The organism is Spartinivicinus ruber, from assembly GCF_011009015.1.
Classification (GTDB): domain Bacteria; phylum Pseudomonadota; class Gammaproteobacteria; order Pseudomonadales; family Zooshikellaceae; genus Spartinivicinus; species Spartinivicinus ruber.
Genome location: NZ_CP048878.1, coordinates 891,201 through 913,538, shown reverse-complemented (window position 1 = coordinate 913,538; position 22,338 = coordinate 891,201). Strand labels below are relative to the sequence as shown.

At 37.6% G+C, this 22,338-nt stretch carries 22 protein-coding genes and 1 pseudogene; 10 read left to right on the top strand and 13 right to left on the bottom strand.

All coding sequences use genetic code 11. The annotated features are described in order from the left end of the window. Positions 1-4 precede the first annotated feature (4 nt). The 3 genes from G4Y78_RS31595 to G4Y78_RS04090 all read left to right on the top strand — a co-directional run bounded on the left by G4Y78_RS31595 (position 5) and on the right by G4Y78_RS04090 (position 1,832). Positions 5-265 carry an IS1 family transposase gene (locus G4Y78_RS31595; protein ID WP_163831824.1) on the top strand — a complete coding sequence of 87 codons (261 nt, stop codon included), beginning with the start codon at positions 5-7 and terminating at the stop codon, positions 263-265. A gap of 608 nt (positions 266-873) precedes the next feature. Further along, complete coding sequence (locus G4Y78_RS04095; protein WP_163831823.1) at positions 874-1,050, top strand: hypothetical protein; 177 nt, start codon at positions 874-876, stop codon at positions 1,048-1,050. 404 nt (positions 1,051-1,454) lie between these two features. After that, positions 1,455-1,832 (top strand): hypothetical protein, encoded by a 378-nt coding sequence (locus G4Y78_RS04090; RefSeq protein WP_222937634.1) that lies wholly within the window; start codon positions 1,455-1,457, stop codon positions 1,830-1,832. A 311-nt stretch (positions 1,833-2,143) separates the two neighbouring features. Here G4Y78_RS04090 and G4Y78_RS04085 read toward each other — a convergent pair whose 3' ends face one another. Beyond that, positions 2,144-2,329 (bottom strand): hypothetical protein, encoded by a 186-nt coding sequence (locus G4Y78_RS04085; RefSeq protein WP_163831822.1) that lies wholly within the window; start codon positions 2,327-2,329, stop codon positions 2,144-2,146. Between the two features lie 100 nt (positions 2,330-2,429). Here G4Y78_RS04085 and G4Y78_RS04080 point away from each other — a divergent pair. Beyond that, a pseudogene (locus G4Y78_RS04080) lies at positions 2,430-3,891 on the top strand (ISNCY family transposase). Positions 3,892-4,228: 337 nt separating this feature from the next. On the opposite strand, the gene G4Y78_RS04075 reads toward G4Y78_RS04080, so the two are convergent. The 3 genes from G4Y78_RS04075 to G4Y78_RS04065 form a co-directional block, all read right to left on the bottom strand. Next, complete coding sequence (locus G4Y78_RS04075; protein ID WP_163831821.1) at positions 4,229-4,774, bottom strand: redoxin domain-containing protein; 546 nt, start codon at positions 4,772-4,774, stop codon at positions 4,229-4,231. Between the two features lie 24 nt (positions 4,775-4,798). Beyond that, the gene (locus G4Y78_RS04070; protein WP_163831820.1) at positions 4,799-5,797 is read right to left on the bottom strand and encodes an NADP-dependent oxidoreductase; all 999 of its coding nucleotides are present in this window, start codon (positions 5,795-5,797) and stop codon (positions 4,799-4,801) included. Between the two features lie 218 nt (positions 5,798-6,015). Beyond that, positions 6,016-7,032: an MBL fold metallo-hydrolase gene (locus G4Y78_RS04065; protein ID WP_163831819.1), complete on the bottom strand. Its 1,017-nt coding sequence runs from the start codon at positions 7,030-7,032 to the stop codon at positions 6,016-6,018. A gap of 277 nt (positions 7,033-7,309) precedes the next feature. Here G4Y78_RS04065 and G4Y78_RS04060 point away from each other — a divergent pair, with 277 nt between their 5' ends. Continuing rightward, positions 7,310-7,669 carry a winged helix-turn-helix transcriptional regulator gene (locus tag G4Y78_RS04060; protein ID WP_222937633.1) on the top strand — a complete coding sequence of 120 codons (360 nt, stop codon included), beginning with the start codon at positions 7,310-7,312 and terminating at the stop codon, positions 7,667-7,669. Positions 7,670-7,801: 132 nt separating this feature from the next. Here the strand turns inward: G4Y78_RS04060 and G4Y78_RS04055 are convergent, their stop codons facing one another. Both G4Y78_RS04055 and G4Y78_RS04050 read right to left on the bottom strand, forming a co-directional pair. Continuing rightward, positions 7,802-8,233 (bottom strand): flavin reductase, encoded by a 432-nt coding sequence (locus G4Y78_RS04055; protein ID WP_163831818.1) that lies wholly within the window; start codon positions 8,231-8,233, stop codon positions 7,802-7,804. A gap of 578 nt (positions 8,234-8,811) precedes the next feature. Further along, entirely contained in the window at positions 8,812-8,967 is a 156-nt protein-coding gene (locus tag G4Y78_RS04050; protein ID WP_163831817.1) for a hypothetical protein, read from the bottom strand. A 507-nt stretch (positions 8,968-9,474) separates the two neighbouring features. Between G4Y78_RS04050 and G4Y78_RS04045 the strand changes: the two genes are divergently transcribed. Continuing rightward, positions 9,475-11,235 carry a sulfatase-like hydrolase/transferase gene (locus G4Y78_RS04045; RefSeq protein ID WP_163831816.1) on the top strand — a complete coding sequence of 587 codons (1,761 nt, stop codon included), beginning with the start codon at positions 9,475-9,477 and terminating at the stop codon, positions 11,233-11,235. A 365-nt stretch (positions 11,236-11,600) separates the two neighbouring features. On the opposite strand, the gene G4Y78_RS04040 is transcribed toward G4Y78_RS04045, so the two are convergent. The 3 genes from G4Y78_RS04040 to G4Y78_RS04030 all read right to left on the bottom strand — a co-directional run bounded on the left by G4Y78_RS04040 (position 11,601) and on the right by G4Y78_RS04030 (position 14,348). After that, positions 11,601-12,536 carry an IS1595 family transposase gene (locus G4Y78_RS04040; RefSeq protein ID WP_163830705.1) on the bottom strand — a complete coding sequence of 312 codons (936 nt, stop codon included), beginning with the start codon at positions 12,534-12,536 and terminating at the stop codon, positions 11,601-11,603. A gap of 73 nt (positions 12,537-12,609) precedes the next feature. Next, positions 12,610-13,350, bottom strand: a complete 741-nt coding sequence (locus G4Y78_RS04035; protein ID WP_163831815.1) for an alpha/beta hydrolase — start codon at positions 13,348-13,350, stop codon at positions 12,610-12,612. 98 nt (positions 13,351-13,448) lie between these two features. After that, positions 13,449-14,348 (bottom strand): LysR family transcriptional regulator, encoded by a 900-nt coding sequence (locus G4Y78_RS04030; protein ID WP_163831814.1) that lies wholly within the window; start codon positions 14,346-14,348, stop codon positions 13,449-13,451. A 116-nt stretch (positions 14,349-14,464) separates the two neighbouring features. On the opposite strand from G4Y78_RS04030, the gene G4Y78_RS04025 reads away from it, so the two are divergent. Then, the gene (locus G4Y78_RS04025; RefSeq protein ID WP_163831813.1) at positions 14,465-15,688 is read left to right on the top strand and encodes an MFS transporter; all 1,224 of its coding nucleotides are present in this window, start codon (positions 14,465-14,467) and stop codon (positions 15,686-15,688) included. Here the strand turns inward: G4Y78_RS04025 and rhtB are convergent. Next, positions 15,671-16,300, bottom strand: a complete 630-nt coding sequence (rhtB, locus tag G4Y78_RS04020; protein WP_163831812.1) for a homoserine/homoserine lactone efflux protein — start codon at positions 16,298-16,300, stop codon at positions 15,671-15,673. The genes G4Y78_RS04025 and rhtB overlap by 18 nt on opposite strands. A 179-nt stretch (positions 16,301-16,479) precedes the next feature. Here rhtB and G4Y78_RS04015 point away from each other — a divergent pair, with 179 nt between their 5' ends. The 3 genes from G4Y78_RS04015 to G4Y78_RS04005 all read left to right on the top strand — a co-directional run bounded on the left by G4Y78_RS04015 (position 16,480) and on the right by G4Y78_RS04005 (position 19,611). Beyond that, positions 16,480-17,751 carry a hypothetical protein gene (locus G4Y78_RS04015; RefSeq protein ID WP_163831811.1) on the top strand — a complete coding sequence of 424 codons (1,272 nt, stop codon included), beginning with the start codon at positions 16,480-16,482 and terminating at the stop codon, positions 17,749-17,751. 66 nt (positions 17,752-17,817) lie between these two features. Beyond that, entirely contained in the window at positions 17,818-18,234 is a 417-nt protein-coding gene (locus G4Y78_RS04010; protein WP_230425696.1) for a YqaA family protein, read from the top strand. A 108-nt stretch (positions 18,235-18,342) separates the two neighbouring features. Then, on the top strand, positions 18,343-19,611 hold the full coding sequence (locus G4Y78_RS04005) for a YncE family protein (protein WP_163831809.1): 1,269 nt from the start codon (positions 18,343-18,345) through the stop codon (positions 19,609-19,611). Between the two features lie 159 nt (positions 19,612-19,770). On the opposite strand, the gene G4Y78_RS04000 is transcribed toward G4Y78_RS04005, so the two are convergent. From G4Y78_RS04000 to G4Y78_RS03990, 3 genes are all read right to left on the bottom strand, one after another. Beyond that, positions 19,771-20,256 (bottom strand): protein-tyrosine phosphatase family protein, encoded by a 486-nt coding sequence (locus G4Y78_RS04000; protein WP_163831808.1) that lies wholly within the window; start codon positions 20,254-20,256, stop codon positions 19,771-19,773. Between the two features lie 124 nt (positions 20,257-20,380). Beyond that, the gene (locus G4Y78_RS03995; protein WP_163831807.1) at positions 20,381-21,838 is read right to left on the bottom strand and encodes an aminoacyl-histidine dipeptidase; all 1,458 of its coding nucleotides are present in this window, start codon (positions 21,836-21,838) and stop codon (positions 20,381-20,383) included. Positions 21,839-21,908: 70 nt separating this feature from the next. Next, on the bottom strand, positions 21,909-22,244 hold the full coding sequence (locus G4Y78_RS03990; protein ID WP_163831806.1) for a DUF962 domain-containing protein: 336 nt from the start codon (positions 22,242-22,244) through the stop codon (positions 21,909-21,911). Positions 22,245-22,338: the final 94 nt, after the last annotated feature.

Genomic DNA, 22,338 nt, shown 5'->3' with positions numbered 1-22,338 from the left:
ACATATGTACTCGACTCTCGCAAGGATGAAGCCTTTTGGAATTAAGTTATTTTCTACAGATAACTGGGAAGCTTACAGCCGACATATTCCAGCAGAAAAGCACGTAATTGTGGCAAAATATGTAGAATACATTGCTAAATCACATGATTTTAATTGCAAGATAATGCTTACCAACTACATATTAATTATAAACACACAGCCCCCACCAACCCGTACGGCGATAGGAAATATTCAATCCAACAATCTGAAGGAATTATTTGCTTAGATGGACAGGTTCAATTTACGTTATCTCACTATATAAAGCCCCGTAAGGTTTCCTGAATTCACTAAATATTCAGCTACGGAGTTTTAACGAGGTTCAACATTACAACTTTCCTCCCTTCATCAGCAAGCTTATAAAAAATAGAGCTATGCTATGAGATGCCAGATAAATTATATAAAACCATGATTTGTTTGAATTTCTTATAGTTTGGCACCTCAATACACTGAAACACCAGTTCTAAATATATATCTCATCTTACAGACTCAATTGAAATACTTGACTTATCCCTTTAGTTACCCACGTCGTCCCAGTAGTCTCACTTGTTATCCCAGAAGTTTAAGTGTTATCCCAAAAAGCTTGGTGAGGCACACTAGCCGCGCTAAACCTGGCACTCGTTACTTCAAAACCAAAAGGAACTGCTTCATAATTAAAAGACTATTATTTGTTATTTGCTTACTTCCAGGAATTACCCTCAGCCAACAACTTTTAGACAATCATAATGAAGCTACTTCATTAGTAAACACTCTCACTCCTGGTGGTTGGACACTTTATAGAACTGATATATCAGCCGCGATGACTATAACGTCTTTACTAAGGCTATGAGTGGCTTCATGGGTACCAAATACACTCCTTTTGCTGTATCCACCCAAGTGGTTGCAGGCATCAATTACAAGTTTATTTGTAATGGAGAGTCAATTAATGGAACTCCCAGTTTAGCAATAATAAAAGTTCATCGTCCCTTACAGGGAGAGCCTGAGTTCCTAACAATTACTGAAATTGATCAATAATAACTAATGTTCACTATCTATCTTCTTCCTGGTTAAATATATTCCCTACAAAGTTCCATTTATGCCCCTTCACAGGGGCTTTTTTGTTTGCTTTTTAACTTACTTCTCAACTCATAATCAGCAGGTACCAGGTTCAAGTCTTGGTGGGAAACAGCTGAGTTATTGACTGAAGTTTAACAACAAGAAAAATCTGTAAATTTTCGCCCTAATATAGGTCTTGCACTTTTTCAAAGAATATCGAACACTTATACATAAGTACTGATGTAGCATCTTATTCTTTTAATCAATAACTATTAATATTCTATTGTTTTAAATCAATTTACCGTCGTTATCAGGAAAATCAAATTTAACCATTTGTATTACCCTAAGCTTCGTCAATCACTACAGACAAAAAGGAATTTGATATGACTAAACGATTATTACTGCTACTTTGCCTGCTACCTGGTATCGCACTATCTCAACAGTTTTCTGATTATCAATATCGAGCTAACGAAGCGGCTTCATTAGCAAATACCGTTATTCCTGGAGGTTGGACACTATATAGAACAGATTTAAGTCGTGATGAAATGACTGTATTTAACCGAGCCTTAGATGGTCTAGTCGGTGTTGGATATACACCCTTTGCTGTATCTACCCAAGTCGTTGCAGGTACTAACTATAAGTTCATTTGTAATGCACAACCTACTTATCCCGATGCCGCTCCCTATGCTGTTGTTATCAAAGTCTACCAATCTCTTGACGGAGAGTTAGAGCTTCTATCCATCACTGACATTTCAGAGTAATAACTAATAGACAATCAATTTTTATTAACTCCTAATAAATAAATCACCCTATGAGGCCCCATTATTTTGGGGCTTTTTATTTATTTTTAGATTACTTATCACTTCATGATCGGCAGGTCCCAGGTTCAAATCCTAGTTTGCAGCAATAAGAACAAGCTTCTTGTTTTAACAAGACACTCACAAAACGCCCAAATCACAGGTGTGTCAGCCCTGACCTGGTGAAGTCATGCAAGCACATTGTGAATGGCTATTTGAAGACACGATAGACCGAAAAAAACACGCTTAAGTGAGTTAGTTCTGATCTAACTCACTTAAATGCCGTTATGTATTCCTGCACTAGAACGACTATCGTCACCAGTGGCTACCTTCAAAATAACCACCAGCTCTGCAACAACACTCGAATACAGTTTAAACAAGCCTAACACCCCATATGTCTTTAGTACTAAATAGTGCCTGACCGAAAACTCCTTAATCCCTTCATTGACAAGGCTTACCATACGTAAACACCACCTGAAGTTTACAGCCTTATGTTTGGAGAATGCTTAAAATCAGCCATTTTTCAGTTAAAATAGGCAAAACTTCGGTGGATACAACAGTATGCGGCACGTACACAACCCTCAACTTCAGTTTGGTCAAACAGACATCTCAACGATTCATTTTGACCCTAAATCCCGAGATGATATTCCCCAAGCGCTGAGAGGCTTACAACACCTGTATTGTACTGATGAGCTTCGAAACCAGGTGTTTAGCATTATTGAAGAGGAGATGGCCAGCCGGGCCAACCCAATGCTAGGGCGCCCTGGGATGGATTGGTGGAAAATACTGGTGATGGGGATACTCCGGCTGAATTTAAATTGTGATTTTGACCGTTTGCATGAACTGGTGAATCAACATCGAACCATCAGGGCCATGTTGGGTCATGGAGAGCATTGGGAAGATTTAACGCCCTACCATATCCAAACACTCAAAGATAATGTCCCGCTGCTAACCCGGAGATGCTAGATAAAATTAATACCCTCGTGGTTGAGTCAGGTCATGCCCTGTTAAAAAAAACACTGAAGAAAGCTTGCGGGGCCGCTGTGACTCATTTGTAGTTAAAACGACGGTCCATTACCCTACCGATATTCATTTATTATGGGATGCTTTACGAAAAGTGATATTGCTGATCAGTCGGCTATGTGAATGCTACGGGCTGAGTGATTGGCGACAATATCGGTATAATTTAAAGGCACTTAAAAGATGTTTCAGACAAGCGCAGAAAAGCAATCAAGCGAAAGGTAAAAAATCAGCGGCAGCCAAGCAGGCTGCCTATCGGCACTATGTCACCCACGCCAAAGGGCTTATGCAAAAGGCCCAATACACCTTAGCCAAATTATCAGCATTGTCTGCGCCGGTCTGGGAGTTACGAAACATTCATCATTACCTGAGCCATGGGCAACGCCAAGCCTCTCAATGCTGGCGACGGGTGATTGAAGGAGAAGTCATCCCCCAAGATGAAAAAGTGTATTCAATTTTTCAACCACATACAGAGTGGATAAGTAAAGGTAAGGCTGGCGTGCCTGTTGAATTAGGCATCAAAGTCTGTGTACTAGAGAGCCAAGCAGGTTTTATTCTGTACCATCGCGTGATGGAAAATGAGCAAGATGTCGACGTAGCAGTAGACATGGTGAAAGCCACAAAGGCTAAATTTCCTTTACTCCGTCAGTGTAGCTTTGATAAAGGCTTTTATTCATCGAAAAACCAATTGAAATTGGAGAAAGAATTAGATCAGGTTGTGCTACCTAAAAAAGGGCGTTTAACAGTTAAAGAAAAAGCAGATGAAAATGAAGACCAGTTTAAAAAAGCAAGAAAACAACATTCAGCTGTAGAGTCTGCCATTAATGCCCTAGAAGTCCATGGACTTGATCGATGCCCTGACCATAGCATTCGTGGGTTTAAGCGCTATGTGTCACTGGCCGTGTTGGGACGGAATATCCAAAAGTTAGGGGTTATTCTTTACCAACAAGAAAAAGAAAAACGCTATCGCCAAGCAAAAAGTTCACGTCGAAAAGCCGCGTAATAAATATTTTGCCAATAAACAAAGCATTATCATCTAGTCATAAAGTCACTCTAGAGGGGGCAGCCTGCTTAAAATTAAGCAACTCCACCCTTTCTTGTGGATAAAAAACCCTATTTTTACTGGAAAGCTATTTTTGCTAGCAAAAATAGCTATTGTTAAACAATTTATAATCCTAAGAGCAATTTACGGCTTTTTCTGTCAGGCACTAAATAGTTTCCCTGCAATACTCCACTTGAGTGGTTTAATCTTGGGTACTTTGGTGTACCGTATCTAGTTGGCAGTAAGACTCTGCAAAATAAAATGACTAAACAAATGAAACTTTTAGCAGCAATATTGACTAATCGCCTTCATAGTAATAGGTTCCACGTGCAGGATATTGATTACTCGGTTCTCTAATCCACTCCAGCCCACGTACTAATGATTCAAGTTCAGGACGTACAAATGGATTATTTGAGATATCCACAACTTGAATATTACCTTCATTATTAACAATAAATAAACCAGGCTCTGAAAAAACATGGTCTGTTTCCTGCTCTGATCGTGGATATGAAAGATATAGACCCAGTTGTTGCATTTGCTCAATAGTCAAACCATAAGCCAATTTAAAATTTACTATTAATTGCTTTTTATGATCTTCTAGTTGCTCTTTACTATCTGCAGAAACAGCTATTAGGTCAATTCCAATTTTCTCCAATCTTTGTTTAAATTCTTGCAACTCATTTAAATACTTTGTACACAATGGGCAATGCTTTCCTCGATAAGCTACTATCATTTTCCAGTCAAAGCTACCACCAGGTTTACCAAGTTCTTCTTGGCTGAGGTTTTCTAGTATTGTATTTAATACAGGAAAGCGTGAGCCAGCCACTATTTTTTTACTATACATAAAACTATTTTCTAAAAAATTATACTATAACTTTACTATTAGTTTACCTCTATTCTCACCAGTAAAGAGTAAATTCAATCCGGTGATTGCAGACTCTAAACCTTCTATTATATGAGAACGATGCTTAATTTTACCCTGCACAACATAAGGAGTCAGTTTCGTTAATAAGCTTGGTATATCTTTGTAATGGTCAGTCATAGTAAAACCTTGTATACTTAGTCGCCTTTTAATCACATTCATCCAGCTTGGCCCAGCTGCTGGCACGGCCTTACCATAGTCAGCAATTAAACCACAGACAATGACTCGACCATGAGGATTCATACGATCAATAATCAGCTGCTGAATAAAGCCTCCTGTGTTTTCATAGAATAAATCAATGCCATCAGGGGTAAGTTTGGTTAATTGGCTATCAAAAGCTTCTGTTTTATAGTTAATCGCACCATCAAAACCCAACTCACTCATAATCCAGTCTGCTTTTTCATCACTACCAACAACTCCTATAACATTTAACCCTTTAGCTTTAGCAAGCTGACCTACGATTGAACCAACAGCACCTCCAGCACCAGTGACAACAATAGTTTCACCTTTTTTAGGCTTACCTATATTTAATAATCCTTGAGTGGCTGTTAAACCTGGTAGTGCAAGAACTGATAAAATGGTTTCATCAGGTAATTGAACTTCAACTTTATTAATAGCTTTACCATTTGTGATTAAATATTCCTGCCAACCCATTTGCCCCATTACTCGATCACCGACAGCAAAATCGGTATTCTTACTTTCAACCACCACACCTATGCCTGAGCTACGCATTACAGATCCAAGCTTTATTGGTGGCATATAACTTTTAGTATCCGAACTCATCCATCCAATCATCGCAGGATCTAATGACATATGAGTTTGCTTGACTAAAAACTCACCAGAATTTACTGCAGGTAATTTTTTTTGAATTACCTCAAATAATTCAGGTTTAATGACTTTTCCCTCAGGACGATGAATTAAATTAATAACAGTAAATTTTTTCATTATTTTCTCATTTTAGAATAAATCAGATACTTTATTTTTATGTCTTTAAAGACTAGAATTTACTACTAACTTTAAGTTAATAAATTCCAACAAAATTGATTCACTCAACTACTGCTTAGCTATTAGTTTTAAGGATATTTATTAACAATTAATATTATGTGTAATGGATTATGATTACCATTACACATAATACAGCTCAGCCTGGCTTACTTTCTCAATTAGGGGGTCAAACCTCGGGATATCATTTCCCAAAGATAAACGTCAATATGAGTCCTTGCATTGATATCAAACTCCTTTTCTCTACCTAACCGGTATTTCTTAGATAATAAGCGATATGCATAGTCAATTACCTCCCTGCTATACGAGTCATACCACTCAAAAGGCACATCACTTTTTAGGTGGTCATGAAGGTTTGTCGTTTTAAAACCTTCATGTAAGTATTTTCGGATATCTGAAATATACCCTTGCAAAAACTTAACATCCTCTTTATACCCTAGGTTACTATGACCTGTTACCATAACATCCCAATCCATACTTAATAAAGTATCTATATCGTTTTGGTACAATATGGGATCTTCAGCTAATGAAAAATTTCTGAACTCTAATTGATCAGGATGAACTATATCAACAGCATGTAATATCTTGCGGTTTCCATCTTTAATCAAAAATATCGTATTGTCTGACGCATGTCCAATAAGGGTTTTATTTACCTTTATATCATGCCCCTCAAAATTTATTCTATTAGAAATAATTTTTGTTGGCTCTGGCATATTCATCTTATGAGCAATAAACGAATTTCTAACTTCTTCAGTTGCATACAAATCAATAACTCTGTTACCAAGTTCTTCAATGATTTCTCCTACACCACCAACATGATCTGCGTGTGAATGAGAGTAAACAATAGCACTCAGTGGTTTATCTGTTATTGTTTTAATCGCATCAAGTACCCGCTTGCCTCCCCACATAGGCGCATCAATAAGTAAGACTGAATTTTGGCCTACAATTACAGTAACATTGTAATAGGATACAGATACCCAATAGACATTTTCACTCAGCCGTTGAATTTCAAATGGCTTGTGATATCGATCAAGTTGCCCTCCTTCAATCTTCTGCAAATCAGAAGCAATTTCTATAGGAGATGCAGGTTTGTAGATAAACTCTGCAGCTGTTGTACTCCCAACTAAAGACAGAGCAAATACAGACACTAGTACCTTCTTCTTATTAATCCTTTTCATTGTTTCCTACTTTATATTTACTTAGTGGTTATAACCCTATCTTCGTACTTCATAAGAGTTATGTTGTGAAGCCATCTGCTGACTGTTTTAGTCATTTCTGATGGTATTTGTTGCTTTTTAGATAACTTACCAATTAAGGGTATTTATGTTATTCTCATAGTATAATAATTATACATAGTGTATAAACCACCCTTGGTATGTTTTATATACCATAGTGATACAGTAAATTAAGGTCAAGTAGGCACAAAAATGTGTTTAAGTATGGAAAAAGTTACCTATGAATAAAAACAATGAGTTAACAAATAATAATTGTGATCTTGAAAATTTAGACTGCCCGATAATCACAGCAATGAACGCAATTGGAGGAAAATGGAAGTTGATTATCTTATTTCACCTTAGAGACAATACTTTAAGATTTGGCGAGCTAAAGAAACAGATTCCCAAAATAACTCAGAAGATGTTGACTCAGCAGTTACGTGAACTGGAAGCAGACCACCTGATAGAGCGAAAAGTTTATGCTGAAGTCCCTCCTAAAGTTGAATACAAAAGTACCAAACTAGCTGACGAGTTAAGGCCTATTTTAAATATGTTATGCTCATGGGGTGAGCGTTTCATTGATATTACCAAAAGTGGTTAAAAAAACCACAGTTCGATATTTACTAGAATCAGAAAAAAACAGGTGAAAACGATGTTTTCACAAAAAAATCACCAAATTAGCTTAATAATGTGCGCACCAGACGTCATAGTGATTTGTTTATTATGACTCTTATTACACAAAAAAATCAGATTGCTTGTAGGTAAGAGGGGTACTCTTACCTTTATCAATACAGGCAAATATTTTTGCAATAACTAACATTTGTTCATTCAACTCCTGAGCACTAGCGACTTTGCATAAATATGTAGAACAACAATCACGAATAGCAGGAATCCCCCATTCTGTGTTAACAATTACAGCATGCGACTTATCTACCAATTTTTTCTGTTTACTACCCCCAAACTGACGAGCAATTTCTATCTGTGATTCAGCAAGCAGGTTTAGTGTAAATCGCTTATCGACCAAAGCTTTTTGAGTTCCTAACGCGCCTCTAGGCAAAGAAACCAAAACATGTTCCTTTTCAACTTTAGTCAACCACGCAATAGACATGCCGAAGAAATCTTCTTGAGTACCACAAAGAACAACCCCCACTCCATTTAAAAACACAATTTTCTCCTTGAAGCATAACGCTGCACTTTGCAGCTAGTTTCAAAAGTTATCGAAACAGCACCTTGTTAGAGCTTTCTTTTACCAAAACTTCCACCATGGCCTTTGAGCTACCTTCTTTGCACCTTTTTCTAGGCAGCCTTCAAATGGGAAGAATACTTCAGGAACCCATTTAATCATTCAATCTAATATTCAGCATTCCCTGTACTACCTCCAATACAAAAAATAAAATGCCCTAAACACACGATAAGTGTCATCATAAATGTAACCATATTGTAACTACTGATTAGCTGTATTCAACTTCATTTGATTACATTTTAAACTATTCAAGCTCATCAAGGGGACCTCCATTAATGCCATTGCACAAATTTTCACTTTTATGCATTTTGTGAAATTAGCAGCTAGTACCTAGACCCCATATACAGAAAGGCTTAGAGCCACATCACTGCTTCACTTTTAATATCACAAATGTATCCTTCATATTGATTTCAATATACTAAATAAAAAGGATATGGGTACGGTTAAATCTGTGGGAGCCCCTTAGTAAAAACGGGGGGAGAGGTTATCTTAATTATATTTTATGATAATTCTTGCTTTGTTTTACCTTCTTCAATAATTTCTTCATACTTATCGTAGTGCCCAGGGCTAATGCACGTCATACAAGCGACCTCCCCTTTATAATCAATATTAACGCCAATCTGAAACTCATTAGCTTGGGTGGATGAAATCGTCAAGATAAATAAAGCAAATACAATTTTTTTAACATGACCTTTCCTTTGACTAAAATTTATGAAAATTAATGTAATTACTCGTACGTATTAGTAGTCCATTACATAAAAGCCATCCGTAGCGTGCTCGAATTATTCTACAAAATATTTGCATATGCAATAGTTGCATTTTATATTTTGACTTATGAATTTTTACTAACTCTGATCAACCGGTTGCTATTTGGTATCAAAAATCCTCTATAAAACTCAGTTTTTGCATTCTAAAATATAAAATACCTTTACAACTCTACTAGGGCTTGTTAGCACTATTTGAATATCATTGTTGTGACTGCAAGTACGCTAAGAGACAAAATTCAGGCTACCGTGGTCACCCACCTGTGACTGATTTTAGCCTCATTTAACGGACACCTCACTTTAGGAAATTTGTCGCTACAGAGTGAAAACCATTGAGACAGATATCAGTCTACACTGGAGGAGGGACTGCCCACATCTAATAATTATAGGGAAATTTTGATGAAAATTAACGGTAAACAACCTAACTTTCTGATTATCACTACTGATGAGGAAAGATTTCCACCTCCTTACGAAAACCCTGAAGCCAAAGAATACCGACTAAAGAACAGCCTGTGTCTTGGCCAAATGCGCCGCAACGGCATAGAATTTATTAATCACAACGCAGCATCAACTGCCTGCGCCCCAAGCCGAACATCTATCTATACTGGCCAATACCCATCACTACATGGTGTCAGTCAGACTCCTGGTATTGGCAAATCATCATTCGACCAGAATATGTTCTGGTTGGAACCAAACACTGTACCAACCATGGGGTCTTGGTTTCGTCAGGCCGGTTATCAGACATACTATAGGGGGAAGTGGCACTTGTCTGATGAAGACATTAATATTCCAGGCACTCAAACTACACTGTTAAGTAATTCTACAACGGGCCAACCCTACCCAGAAAAAATCAAACTGTATGATAAAGCCAATCGTCTAGATAAATACGGATTTGACCAATGGATTGGCCCAGAACCTCATGGGGCAGCAGAAAACAACTGTGGTACAGTTCGTGATCCAGGATTTGCTGACCAAGTATGCAGAACACTAGCAATGCTGGAAAAAGCAGCGCAAACAGGCGAACAACAGCCATTTTTGTTGGTGTCTTCCTTTGTTAATCCACACGATATTGTATTACCACGCCAAAAGACCTGGTTTGAAGACTTTTATAAACAAAAAAAAGCAGGCAATCTGCCCCATGTAGCTGCAGCACCAAGTCAAAATGAAAGCCTAGCGGATAAACCTCGCTGCCAAAAAGACTATCTATATACCTATCCCCGTATGTATGTTCCCCAACCACCAGACGAAACCTACCGTCAGTTTTACTACTTTCTAATGGCTGAAGTGAACAAACATATAAACACCGTATACGAAGCATTGAAGAAAACTTCATTCTATGAAAATACCATAGTAGTGTTTACATCTGATCATGGTGAATTGTTAGGCGCACATGGTGGCTTACACCAGAAATGGTATACCGCTTATCAGGAAGTATTGAACGTGCCCCTGATAGTGTCTAACCCGATTTTATTTGAAAAATCTCGACAGCTAGACCTAACAACTTCTCATATCGATTTATTACCAACTTTACTAGGCCTAGTAGATGTTGATTTAGAAAGCACACGCTGTGCTTTAGCTAAAAACCATAGTGAAGCCCGGCCTTTGGTTGGACGTGACTTATCGAAAGTGATACTAGACCAACAAGTACCAGTAGAAGAAACTATCTACTTCATGACCAACGATAATGTAGAAGTTGGCGCCGACATGACTAATCCAGTGACAGGTGTTGCCTATAATAGTGTTGTTCAGCCCAACTATATTGAAGCTATAGTGACCAAACTACCGGATTTAACCGGAGATACACGTTGGAAGTATGTGCACTATTTCGATAACGCCCGTTACTACGCTGGAGAAGGGACCCTTGCAGGACAAACCGGCAATCGACACAATGCGGGCAACCTGATTGGTGCAAGCAACCCAGACGGCATCACCACCAGTCGCTTTATTCCCAGCGAATATGAATGCTATGATTTAACCTCGGATCCCACCGAAGAAAACAATCTGCTCAGCCCATTGTGTCCTAATCCAGTAAATGATCAGGTGCTTAATGCACTCAAAGCCAATATGCAGGAACAGCGTAGAACCAAGCGTCTGCTACCACATAACATTAATAATGAAGACGAACTTGAAGAATCTAACAAAGTACCACTGCGGGACTAGTTATTTTCTTTAATAAGATGCCGTAAAAAATAGTAGGAAAAATAAAACTCAGTTAAGTTAAGCTATATTATTCATAACTTATCTATAACTGCGGCTAATTCAATCGTGTATTTTGCACGATTGAATTACACTGCTTAATTTTTTGTAAGCGGCTTAAATTTTACAGTAAGATTCTGTAAAGAAATCTCTATTTATTTTCCTTACTTATTGCTTTTTTGCATAGTTAAGTTTTTCTCAAAAAATGTTAATACACGATATTCATAAGTTTTCTTTTTTACATGATGAAAATTAACATGGCCCACCCCAGGAATCAGCCATAAGCTTTTTTTAGATGAGCGAATACTTTTACCTAATTATCATCATACCTAAGCTATATTTAGTAGCTTACCTGGTAGTGGAGGTGTTCTCAGTGCTACAAATGCTAGCCTAGGAATAAATTCTACTAAGCTAAATCTTCGATTAAATCGATACTGAAATTCAGCAAGATAACGTTGTGCATATTTAGCGCGAATAGCATGATAAGTACTACGTAAAGCACTTTTTAAGTTTCCAAGGATGGTGTTAACCCAATAAAATTCAGGTTCCTCTACTGATGCACGACCACCACCGCATACAATTTTATCATGAAGACAACCTGCTTCTATGACACCATTAAAACAGGCCAGTCCATCGGAGATTACGGTACTGCCCTTGGCCAAATTCTGCCTACTCCAAGCCGTTATCTCTTCTTTATTAAACCCTTTTAAAATGCTCAGTTTAATTCGTGTCGGTTGACCTTGTTTTGTTGTTTCTACGGCTGCTACAAAAGGTATTTTCCCATCTGCTCCCCTACCTCTTTTGCAACCTGTACGCTCACCACCAAGATAGGCATCATCAATTTCAATAAAACCCGACAATTGCTTGGTGCCTTCTCTTTCTTGCATCACTTTCATGAGCTTATGTTTCATTCTCCAGGCAGCTTGATAGGAAATACCTAAATGGCGATGTAATTCTATGGCTGATATACCTTTTTTGTCTTGGGAGATCAAATACATCCCTTGGAACCAAGTCTTTAATGGTAATTTGGTTGATTCAAAGATAGTACCTGCAGTTACAGATGTTTGCTGGTGACATTTATAGCACTGCTGAAGCTTTCTAGTAGTGAGTTGACAGCATTTGTCGTATCCACAATTGGGGCACTGAAAACCTTCTGGCCATCGCAATTTGTATAAGGTATTAAAGCATTGTTCTTCTGTACCATATTGTTTGAGAAACTCGTTTAAACTCAGGCCTTTTTGAAATTGAACTTTGTTGATAGCCATTATTTATACCTTCTCAATTAAGTTTCCATGCTGTTCAAATATACAGCAGTTAATGGCTTAGGTATAGTGATAATTAGGTACTTTTATACAACCACTGTGTATCCTCTAGTGTTGTTCGCGTATCCTTTTCGCCTCCAATAACTAAGATGGGCTTTGTTATATTTTCAATGTCTTTCACTGGTTGTAAGTCACTTGGCTTAACTCCCAGTCGCAGTGGCAATTGGTAAGTAAGCAAAGGTTCGAAATAAGTACCCCATTCTCCCATTCGAGCGGTAAGCCGATTAGTAATTGCCTTTTTAATCGTTGGGTAAACAGACTCTATCACTATTGCTTCAACTGGTAATGGCACATCATTCAATACAGCAGCTGCACCACCTAATGACGTTCCAATAATCCCAACTGTCTGGAGTTTCGCTTTTTGCTTAAAAAGTCGAATAGCTAGTTTTGCATCTTGTGCTTCTAAATATCCAAACGTTTTATAATCTCCTCCACTTTCTCCATGAGCTCGTAAATCAAATAACATCACTGAATAACCAGCTTGGTATAGAAATTTAGCTCGTGATAACATGGATAATCGATTACTTTGATTACCATGTATCAAAAGCACACCAGCACTTGAGACAGAATTCCTTATAAGCCATCCTTTAAGCTGAATATTATCTATACCTCTAAAGGTTATTATTTCTACTGGTAAGCTCATTTCAGGCTTAATGATATTACTCAACGTTGGACGAATGAGCTGTGTCCCAACCGCGTAAAGAACAGTTAATGAAAGAGTCAATACTGCTACAACCCCTACAATTAATTTTTTCATTGTTACAGCTCATAATTTACTTACAATAATTATTCATCATTTGACTTGCTTACTTTTCTTTATTTTTATCAAAGACATATTAATAAAACAAGCTAAAACTAGTCACGTAAATGTTTTGTCTTTTCAACCATAAAGTCAATGAATGCCCTAAATTTTGGCAACATAGCGTTTTTCTTATCATAAAACAAATAGCCTTCCATTTTTTTTGAAAATATATCTTCAAACAACGAAACTAATCGCCCTGATTTTAAATAAGGCCTACATATTAGCTCAGGGCAATCAATGATCCCCAAGCCTTGCAAGCCAGCAGAAATAACAGCATCCACAGAATTAAACATAATTTTTGCAGGTGGAATAACAGCTTCTACGTCAGCGAAAAATTTCAATGTTTGTTGTGGTGATCGAGTTTTATGATAGATAAACTCATGATTTTTTAACTCGTTTAAAGTTTTAGGGGTACCAAATTTTTTCAAGTAAGTCGGTGATGCCGAAAACATCGCAGAAACTGATAATAAACGCCGACAATATAAGTCTCCAGGTACCTCTTTATAACGGTTGCTAAATCCAACTAATATATCCACTTCTTGTCGGCTAAAGTCAGGGATTCGATCAGATATTTCTACATCAAGCTGTATCTTAGGATAGCGATTATAAAACTCTGATAGGTGTTCAATTAAAAAACGATGCCCAGTATAAACTGAAGTAACCACTCTTAACTTACCTGCAGGCTCTTGATGGGAACGCTCAGCAAATGACTCTGTAACCGCTAACAACTCCTGCAGCTCCTTACAGTGCTCATAAAAACGAGCCCCCTGTTCCGTTAGTTTAATTATCCGAGTGGTTCGTTGTAATAACGAAAAGCCAAGTTCTTGTTCAAGCTTTTTCATCTGAATACTGACTGCAGCTGCAGATAGGTCTAGCTTACTAGCAGCGCGGTTAAAGCTTTGTTTTTCAACTACTTCTATGAAAGTCATCATGTAAGGTAGTGCAGCTATCATTGAGCAGCCTTCTCTATTATTAAATATTTTTTAATAATAAGTTAAAAGAAAACATATTAATTAAATGTTGTCAATCAATATACTTCTACTTCTATACAAGAACGTCAGTGATAACAATGAACACAGCAGTAGCAAGTGATGAACTCTCTCCTCCACCGGTATACTTACTGATGCTATTAATGAGCTTTGCCTCTCTAATAGCAGTATTAATAACGCCCGCATTACCAGATATCAGTGAAGCCTTTCAATTAGAGTCATCACACTCAACCTGGCTAGTTACTGTTTACTTGATTGGATATGCATTAGGCCAGCTGCCTTATGGGCCATTATCGAATCGCTATGGGCGTAAAAAAGCCGCTTTGGCTGGCCTAGGAGTAGCCTTATTAGGTAGTTTGATTCAACCAATAGCCATTGCTGAAAACAGCTTTTCACTTTTGGTATTCGCCAGGGCCATTATAGCTTTTGGCGGTGCATGTGGCCCTGTGATTGCGTTGACAGTATTATCTGACTGTTATGATGAACAAAATTCTAGAAAAAAGTTATCTACACTGTTTCTTGCTTTTGCTCTTATGCCTTGTATAGCTATCGCTATTGGAGGATTTTTAACATCACACTATGGATGGCAAAGTACTTTGTATATCGCCAGTATTTACATTGTCGCTATATTAATAGCTATATACATTCAATTGAATGAAACACTACCTGCAAGCCAATATAAGCAAATTCAGCTATCCGGTAGTTTAACTGGGGTAATGAAAGTTTTAACAAGTCCTAGCTATTTTACCTTTACTCTACTGGCAACAGCAGGTACAGCAACTAGTTATATTTTTACTAGCCTATCTCCCTTTATCTCTATCAATATTCTTAACATTAACCCTCAAGATTTTGGGTTGCTAAGTATTATTACATCAGTAGGGTTATTAATTGGCTCTTATCTATCTAATAAAGCTAGTCTTATATACTGTGGTAGAAGAGTACTTACGTTAGGGGTTACCATACTACTCATCAGTAGTATTATTTTATTTGTTTTTTTTAGCATAAATACAATAAATATATACAGCTTATTTATACCAGCATTTTTTCTATTTATAGGAGTAGCATTAATTCTTCCTAATGCAACAACACTGGCAATATCTTGTATTGAAAATAAGGCCAGTGGGGCAGGATTAATGAGTGCCAGCAACTTATTGCTGACAGGTATATGTGTTTCAGTGAGTGGCAATTATGCAGAAAGCAGTATCATGGCATTGCCTACTGCCGTACTAACTATTTCATTAACATGTTTAGCCATTCTTATGTATCGGGCGATAAGAAAAAATTTGTCATTTCTGCCCCGCTAGCGCCAACAAAGAGCCAGCCCCGATAAACATACTACCAAAGACCCGGTTTTGTATCTTCATATGGCGCTCACTGTGAACATATTGAGCTAAACGAGCGGCCAGCAATCCATAACCAATCATCACCACTAGGTCCACAAGCACAGAGGTTGACCCTAAGATAAAAACTTGTATCCCTTGCGGTAAATCAGGGTCAATAAACTGAGGAAACAGGGCAACCAAAAAGACAATACTTTTCGGGTTTGTGACATTGACTAAGAGCGACTGAAAGAAGAGCACCCAATAGTTTTTTGGTATGCAACTTGAGTTAGACGTGGTTTGCTTTTGAGTACTAACCTCTCTGAACTTTTGAATGCCCAAATAAATCAAATACAATACACCAAACCATTTGATCCAAAGAAATAGTGTTTCAGACTGGGCTAAAACGGCACCTAGACCAACACCTACCAGCGTAATAACAATGACATTACCAAATTGTAATCCTAGGTTAGAAATCAAACTGACCTTAAAACCATGATTCATTGCATTTGAAATGGTATTTACAGCGCCCGCCCCAGGGGAAATGCTTAGTATCACTGTTGCAACAAAATAAGCTAGCCAAACTTCAATAGCCATCACTAGTTTCCTTTGACATATTACGCAAAGAGATGAGACCTACTTAGCTTCAATAACTAATTGAATGACTCTATAGACTACTTTGGTCACCTACTCATTACAAGCTTTTGGCCACAGGATGACCAACATTTACATTAGACTATACTTTATAGCGCTAAGTCCCTTCATATCCGGTCTTTTTGCTGCTTGCCCTTTTTCTAAGGACAGGTATATTAGAGTACATGAGATACCTAATTATTATAGTCATCGTCATTGTGGCAGTAATTGCCGCCTTTATGTCAATGGATGACGATCTAAGCGATCAATCCAAAAGTTATTTAAATTTGATTCAAAGTAGAATCGAACAAGGCAGCGAAGCTTTTTTTTTCTTGTATGGCATCTCTGCTTTGGAAGGTGAAGACCCTATTATCAAAGGTAAAGCCCTATTAGCTGAGCCACAAGAACTAAAAAATAAAGCAAGTTCTTCAACCAATGATAGTCAAACACTTTCTAAACCAATGGAGAGCAATGAGCTTTACTGTCGGTTTTGGGAGGATGGCTGTTTTAAAAAAGTGGTTAGTGCCTCATCAAAATGGCAACATGAGATTGATAGCAGAGCAACCCTGCTGAGTCGATATAAACATTTCTTTAATTATAATGAGTTTTCAACACTAACAGAGCCAACCTTTTTTACACCATTGCCTGAGTATAAATATCTTAATTATGCTAATCGTTTACAAGTCTTCTCTTCACTTCATAGTGCCAAAAAAGGCAATGCTCTTGAAGGTATTAAAAATTTAATTGAGGACACTCATTTACTAAAAAGACACCTAGCACTATCAGATGACCTTATTTATAAAATGATTTTAATCAACTTAATTTCAAATAATTTAGAGGTAATTGCTCACATAAAGACTGTTTATCAGATTGAAACACACCTAGAAATACCACCGCTAACAAAAGCAGAAACCAGCTTAGAAGCACCTATGGCTAGGGAATTTGTGATGCTTTATAACGCCTATGCCGCTATAGAAAATGACCCACAGTACTTAGATAGTGAAGACATACAACTACCCAATTGGCTTGTAAGACTTGGCTTTAATTTGAATAAAACAGCCAACCGCTCAGCTGAACATTTTGCAAAAATTATTAAGCTATCTACTATACCCGCAACAGAATTTACAAATTCACTCCAACAAATACAATTAGAGCAACAGCCTGATATAGAGTTAGACAATATCATTGGCTCAATAATGAATAAGCTAGTAGCTCCAAATTATGTGGAATACGTAGCCCGATTACATGACCTAAGCTGTAAAATTGCATTAACTAATCACATGTTGAGTGATAAAAAGGTTGCTATAAATAATCCTTATGGTGATGCGAAATTCTCGATCCAACAATCAGAAGATATTACCTGTTTAGATGGTCCTCTAAAAGACAAGCATAATTTACGCTGCCTCTCTATGTAAGGTGAAGGTGGTGGATTTCATTTCTAACCATTGATTCTCGGGATTATCAGCTTGTTGGATTACCTGTTGATATTTTTCAGCGCATTTCTGGCAGCAACATTACTGCCGTTTTATTCAGAAGTGCTGGTCATTGCTCAATTACTCAAAAAGCCTGAAGCCTGGTTTTTAATCTGGCTAGTGGCTTCTGTGGGAAATACTCTGGGTGCTGCGGTAAATTGGCTAATTGGTCGATATCTTCTTCACTATCAAGACCGTAGGTGGTTTCCGTTCAAACAAAAACAGTTATACAAAGCTCAACATTGGTTTCAGAAGTATGGTGTGTGGTCTTTGCTTATGGCTTGGGCCCCTGTAGGTGGAGATGCATTAACGTTTATCGCTGGCTTGATGAAAGTCAGGTTCTGGATATTCTTTTTGTTGACGTTCATGGGTAAGGCTATACGTTATGCCGTAGTAGTCTATCTAACCATCATTACCCTCTCCTGACTATTTTTCCTTTAATTTTTATAGCGTTTACTGGTCATTACAAGGTAATTTAACAAGCGTATCTTGACCTAAGGAACACTAAATAAAACAATAATCAAGGAGGGAAAGATGTTGTTATACCACTGGCTCCTACTTAAAATCTCATCTCAACGATTGCCCTATTCCTTATATCTAGCAATTGCTAGCTTGCTCCTTTACGGAGTATCCAGTAATGCCTTGTCAGCCTATAAATCAAACCCTGAGGAAACCCGCCGAGTTATTTTTGTAGGTAATAACTGGGAGGGGATGATTGATGTAATAGATGCTGAAACTTATGACAAAGTAGGACGTATCAACGGCATTCCAGATAAACAACAGCGAATAACTGAAATTATATTTAACCCAATAAAGCTGTTGGCTTTTCAGGCAATTCGACACCTGATTGGCGAAGGTCATGATCAACTTGTTGACGACATGTATAGCACCAAAGATGGCCAGCTGCTGATTGTTTCCCGACCTAGTCTTGCAGATGTTGTAGGCATAAATATCGTAACTAATGAAATAGCCTGGCGTTTTCCTGTGAAAGGTATCCGTTCAGATCATATGGCATTGTCTCCAGATGGAACTCAGGTAGCTGTATCCGCTTCAACAGGCAAAGTGGTTCATATTCTGGATGTGGAAACAGGGAAGGAATTAGGGCAATTTCCAAGTGGCGACTCCCCCCATGAGAATGTTTATTCTAAAGACGGCAATAAAATATATCATGCCAGTATTGGTATGGTATTTACCCCTTTAGATGAATATTTTCTGGATTTCACCAAAGGAAAGCGTACATTTCAGGTCGTAGATGCCAAGTCACTCGAGATAATTAAACAATTTAACATGGCTAATAAGTTAAAAAAAGCTGGTCTTAAAGGGCTAAGCCCCGCTATTCGACCGATGACTCATACGCCAGACGAACGCCTTTTTTATTTTCAATTATCATTCCTTCATGGCTTTGTTGAGTATGATATGCAGGAAGACAAAATCACCCGGCTAGCACAATTGCCTAACCTAGTTCCTGCTATGCCAATCAGCCAGTATGTTAATGACTCTGCCCATCATGGTATTGCGATGAATAGCGCTGGTGACACTTTATGTGTAGCGGGCACCATGGATGACTATGTTGCGCTAGTGGACCGTACTACTTTTGAGTATAAAGTACTTACCGGTCTAGGAGAAAAACCTTACTGGGTCACTAGTGACCAGACTGGGGAAAATTGCTATGTTTCCTGGAGTGGAACCGATCAAATATCAGTCATCAACTATAAAACAGCTGAAGAAGTGATTCGTATTGATGTTGGAAACCATCCTCAACGAATTCGTGAAGGCTATGTGCCAGCAGCTTGGGCCAATTAACTAGTATTTTCTTTATACAACAAATGCTTTTAACATAAAGGAGGCTTTGCCTCCTGTTGTATTACTTCTATACAATTAATACCCAATATGCTTCGCTTTATTTGCTTCTTGTTGGTCAAGGCTAAATTTGATGAATTTAATCTACACCAAAACAAAAGCTCAGACTCGTTGTTCATAATCACAAATAAAATCATATTGCTCCTGGGTATCAGGTATACTGACACCTCGTGCAGCTGACACCATATCAATAGCAGCTTGAGCACTATATTGATCTTTTATTAATAAACAACACGCAAGCATACCTGTGCGTCCTATACCAGCACGACAGTGAATAGCAATATCTTGGCCACTGACAAGCTCTTTATATAAGCTATTAACTAACTCATTAAATGGCGTTATTTGAGACAACCCCCTGTCCTTAATTGGAAAACTAAGATATTTAATTCCCAAATGATGAAGCTCATTCTGCTCTTTTTGTAACCCCAACTCATATTCTTCAGTTGTCTCAAGTAGTGAAACTACCTTATTTATTCCAATAGAAGACAAGTAATGGACATCTTCTTTTAACCACTCTGATGAGGGTTTAGGCATAACGTATAACAGTCCATTACCAATTTTTGTTACTTCATATACCTGTGGAATCATAAAATCTTCATATTATGTTTTTAATAAGTCAAGCATACAAGCTATAAGCATCCTGCTTGACCTATTTATACTAACCAATAATAGCTGTTAAACAAGAATCATTGTATAAAAATCAACAATAATTTTATTTGCTTGGAATATACTTCAATATATCAATCAAGTATTCCCAAAATTTACCAACCGATGCAATATGTACTTTTTCATCAGGAGAATGAGCATTTCTAATAGTTGGTCCAAAAGAAATCATATCCCAATGGGGATAAGGGTAACTCAGTAAACCGCACTCAAGTCCTGCATGAATAACTTTAACTTTCGGCACAGCTCCAAATAATTTCTCATATCGATCCTTCATCAGACTTAATATTTTCGAGTTAGGATTAGGCTTCCAGCCTGGGTATTCACCTGATAAGGATACTTCTGCACCAATAGTTTTAAAAGTAGCTGCTATACTGTTAGCCAAGTCATCTCGTGCTGAATTAATCAAGCTTCTCACTAGGGACAATACCAACACCCTATTATTATCTGATTTTACAATTGCAAGGTTGTTTGAAGTTTCTACAATACCTTTGAACTCATGACTCATTCTTGATGGACTAGAAATACAAGCAGCTACAGAGTAAATTACCTTTTTTATACTTTCATCAGTGTAAGTTTTTTTAGGTAGATTCACCTTAACAGCCTTAATTGATAAATTAGGTTCGACTGAACCATACTCTTTTTTTATAACCTGATCAAAGCCGTCTAATGCCTGCTTAAATTCAACTTCCTTATGCTTCTTTACAACAATAGTTGTGAATGATTCTCTGGGAATAGCATTACGCAAAGTACCGCCATTGAATGACGAAACCTTTAAATTCAGCTTATCTATACTTTCAAGTAAAAATCGATTAACTATTTTATTGGCATTCCCTCTACCTTGGTCAATATCTAAACCTGAATGCCCACCTCGAAGTCCTGTTACTCTCACTTCATAAGCGATATCATCATTATCCGTATTTTGCCAATTCATTGTGATCTCAGCACTTATATCAATGCCACCAGCACAACCAACATAAAGCTCCCCTTCATCTTCAGTATCCATGTTTAACAGAATATCACCTTCCAAATAGCCAGCTTCTAAACCAGCAGCACCAGTCATTCCCGCTTCTTCATCTATCGTTAATAGCACTTCTAATGGCCCATGCTCAATATCACTTGCAGTCATAACAGCTAGTGCTGCCGCAACCCCTAACCCATTATCTGCACCCAAAGTTGTGCCTTTAGCCGTTACCCATTCGCCTTCAATTAATGTGGTAATTGGGTCTGTGAGAAAATCATGGTCTGAGTCAGCATTTTTTTGTGGAACCATATCCACATGACCTTGCATAACCACTCCACGTAGGTTCTCCATACCAGGAGTTGCAGGCTTTCGAATAATCAAATTTCCTACTTTATCTCTTTCATAAAACAGATTATGCTCTCGGCACAAGGACTCAACGTAACATACGACGGCTTCTTCGTGTTTTGATGGCCTGGGAATTTGGGTAATTTGATAAAAAATACTCCAAAGGGATGTAGGAGTTAAACTTGTAATTGTTGTCAAAACTTGCTCCTAAATATGGTACACCTTAAATTCTGCAGAATACCACTACCTGCAAGGTTATAAAAGCTAACTAGTCTTTTAGTCTCTCCAATTGCTGTTTCAAACGATTTCGATCAAATACATATAAATACAGCATTAAGAAATCGCAAAGAACTCCAAGATGTGGTTTGGTTGCATGAGGTGAGTTTTTCTGGAATATAAAATGACCTATCAGGGCAATGCTATACCCTACAATACCTATCAAAATACCAACAAGAATATTTATATAAATAAAACCCAGTAGTCCCCCAACAACACCAATTGATGTACCAATGTAATGGCACATTCGATTAGCGGGATTTGTGTGAGACTTTAAATAACTAAGCCAATAGTTATCAAATTCGATATTTTTTGAAATTTTATTCATAATATGCCACTTTAAACTAATCCATTAACTTACCTATCGCCCTCATAGGCAGCATTATAATCTCAGCTGAAATTTCTATAGATAACTCAAGCAT

Excerpts from the sequence above, each read along its gene's own strand:
- G4Y78_RS31595 (WP_163831824.1), top strand. The coding sequence starts at position 5 with ATGTACTCGACTCTCGCAAGGATGAAGCCTTTTGGAATTAAGTTATTT.
- G4Y78_RS04095 (WP_163831823.1), top strand. The coding sequence starts at position 874 with ATGGGTACCAAATACACTCCTTTTGCTGTATCCACCCAAGTGGTTGCA.
- G4Y78_RS04090 (WP_222937634.1), top strand. The coding sequence starts at position 1,455 with ATGACTAAACGATTATTACTGCTACTTTGCCTGCTACCTGGTATCGCA.
- G4Y78_RS04085 (WP_163831822.1), bottom strand. The coding sequence starts at position 2,329 with ATGGTAAGCCTTGTCAATGAAGGGATTAAGGAGTTTTCGGTCAGGCAC.
- G4Y78_RS04075 (WP_163831821.1), bottom strand. The coding sequence starts at position 4,774 with ATGTATAGTAAAAAAATAGTGGCTGGCTCACGCTTTCCTGTATTAAAT.
- G4Y78_RS04070 (WP_163831820.1), bottom strand. The coding sequence starts at position 5,797 with ATGAAAAAATTTACTGTTATTAATTTAATTCATCGTCCTGAGGGAAAA.
- G4Y78_RS04065 (WP_163831819.1), bottom strand. The coding sequence starts at position 7,032 with ATGAAAAGGATTAATAAGAAGAAGGTACTAGTGTCTGTATTTGCTCTG.
- G4Y78_RS04060 (WP_222937633.1), top strand. The coding sequence starts at position 7,310 with ATGAATAAAAACAATGAGTTAACAAATAATAATTGTGATCTTGAAAAT.
- G4Y78_RS04045 (WP_163831816.1), top strand. The coding sequence starts at position 9,475 with ATGAAAATTAACGGTAAACAACCTAACTTTCTGATTATCACTACTGAT.
- G4Y78_RS04040 (WP_163830705.1), bottom strand. The coding sequence starts at position 12,536 with ATGGCTATCAACAAAGTTCAATTTCAAAAAGGCCTGAGTTTAAACGAG.
- G4Y78_RS04035 (WP_163831815.1), bottom strand. The coding sequence starts at position 13,350 with ATGAAAAAATTAATTGTAGGGGTTGTAGCAGTATTGACTCTTTCATTA.
- G4Y78_RS04030 (WP_163831814.1), bottom strand. The coding sequence starts at position 14,348 with ATGATAGCTGCACTACCTTACATGATGACTTTCATAGAAGTAGTTGAA.
- G4Y78_RS04025 (WP_163831813.1), top strand. The coding sequence starts at position 14,465 with ATGAACACAGCAGTAGCAAGTGATGAACTCTCTCCTCCACCGGTATAC.
- rhtB (WP_163831812.1), bottom strand. The coding sequence starts at position 16,300 with ATGGCTATTGAAGTTTGGCTAGCTTATTTTGTTGCAACAGTGATACTA.
- G4Y78_RS04005 (WP_163831809.1), top strand. The coding sequence starts at position 18,343 with ATGTTGTTATACCACTGGCTCCTACTTAAAATCTCATCTCAACGATTG.
- G4Y78_RS04000 (WP_163831808.1), bottom strand. The coding sequence starts at position 20,256 with ATGATTCCACAGGTATATGAAGTAACAAAAATTGGTAATGGACTGTTA.
- G4Y78_RS03990 (WP_163831806.1), bottom strand. The coding sequence starts at position 22,244 with ATGAATAAAATTTCAAAAAATATCGAATTTGATAACTATTGGCTTAGT.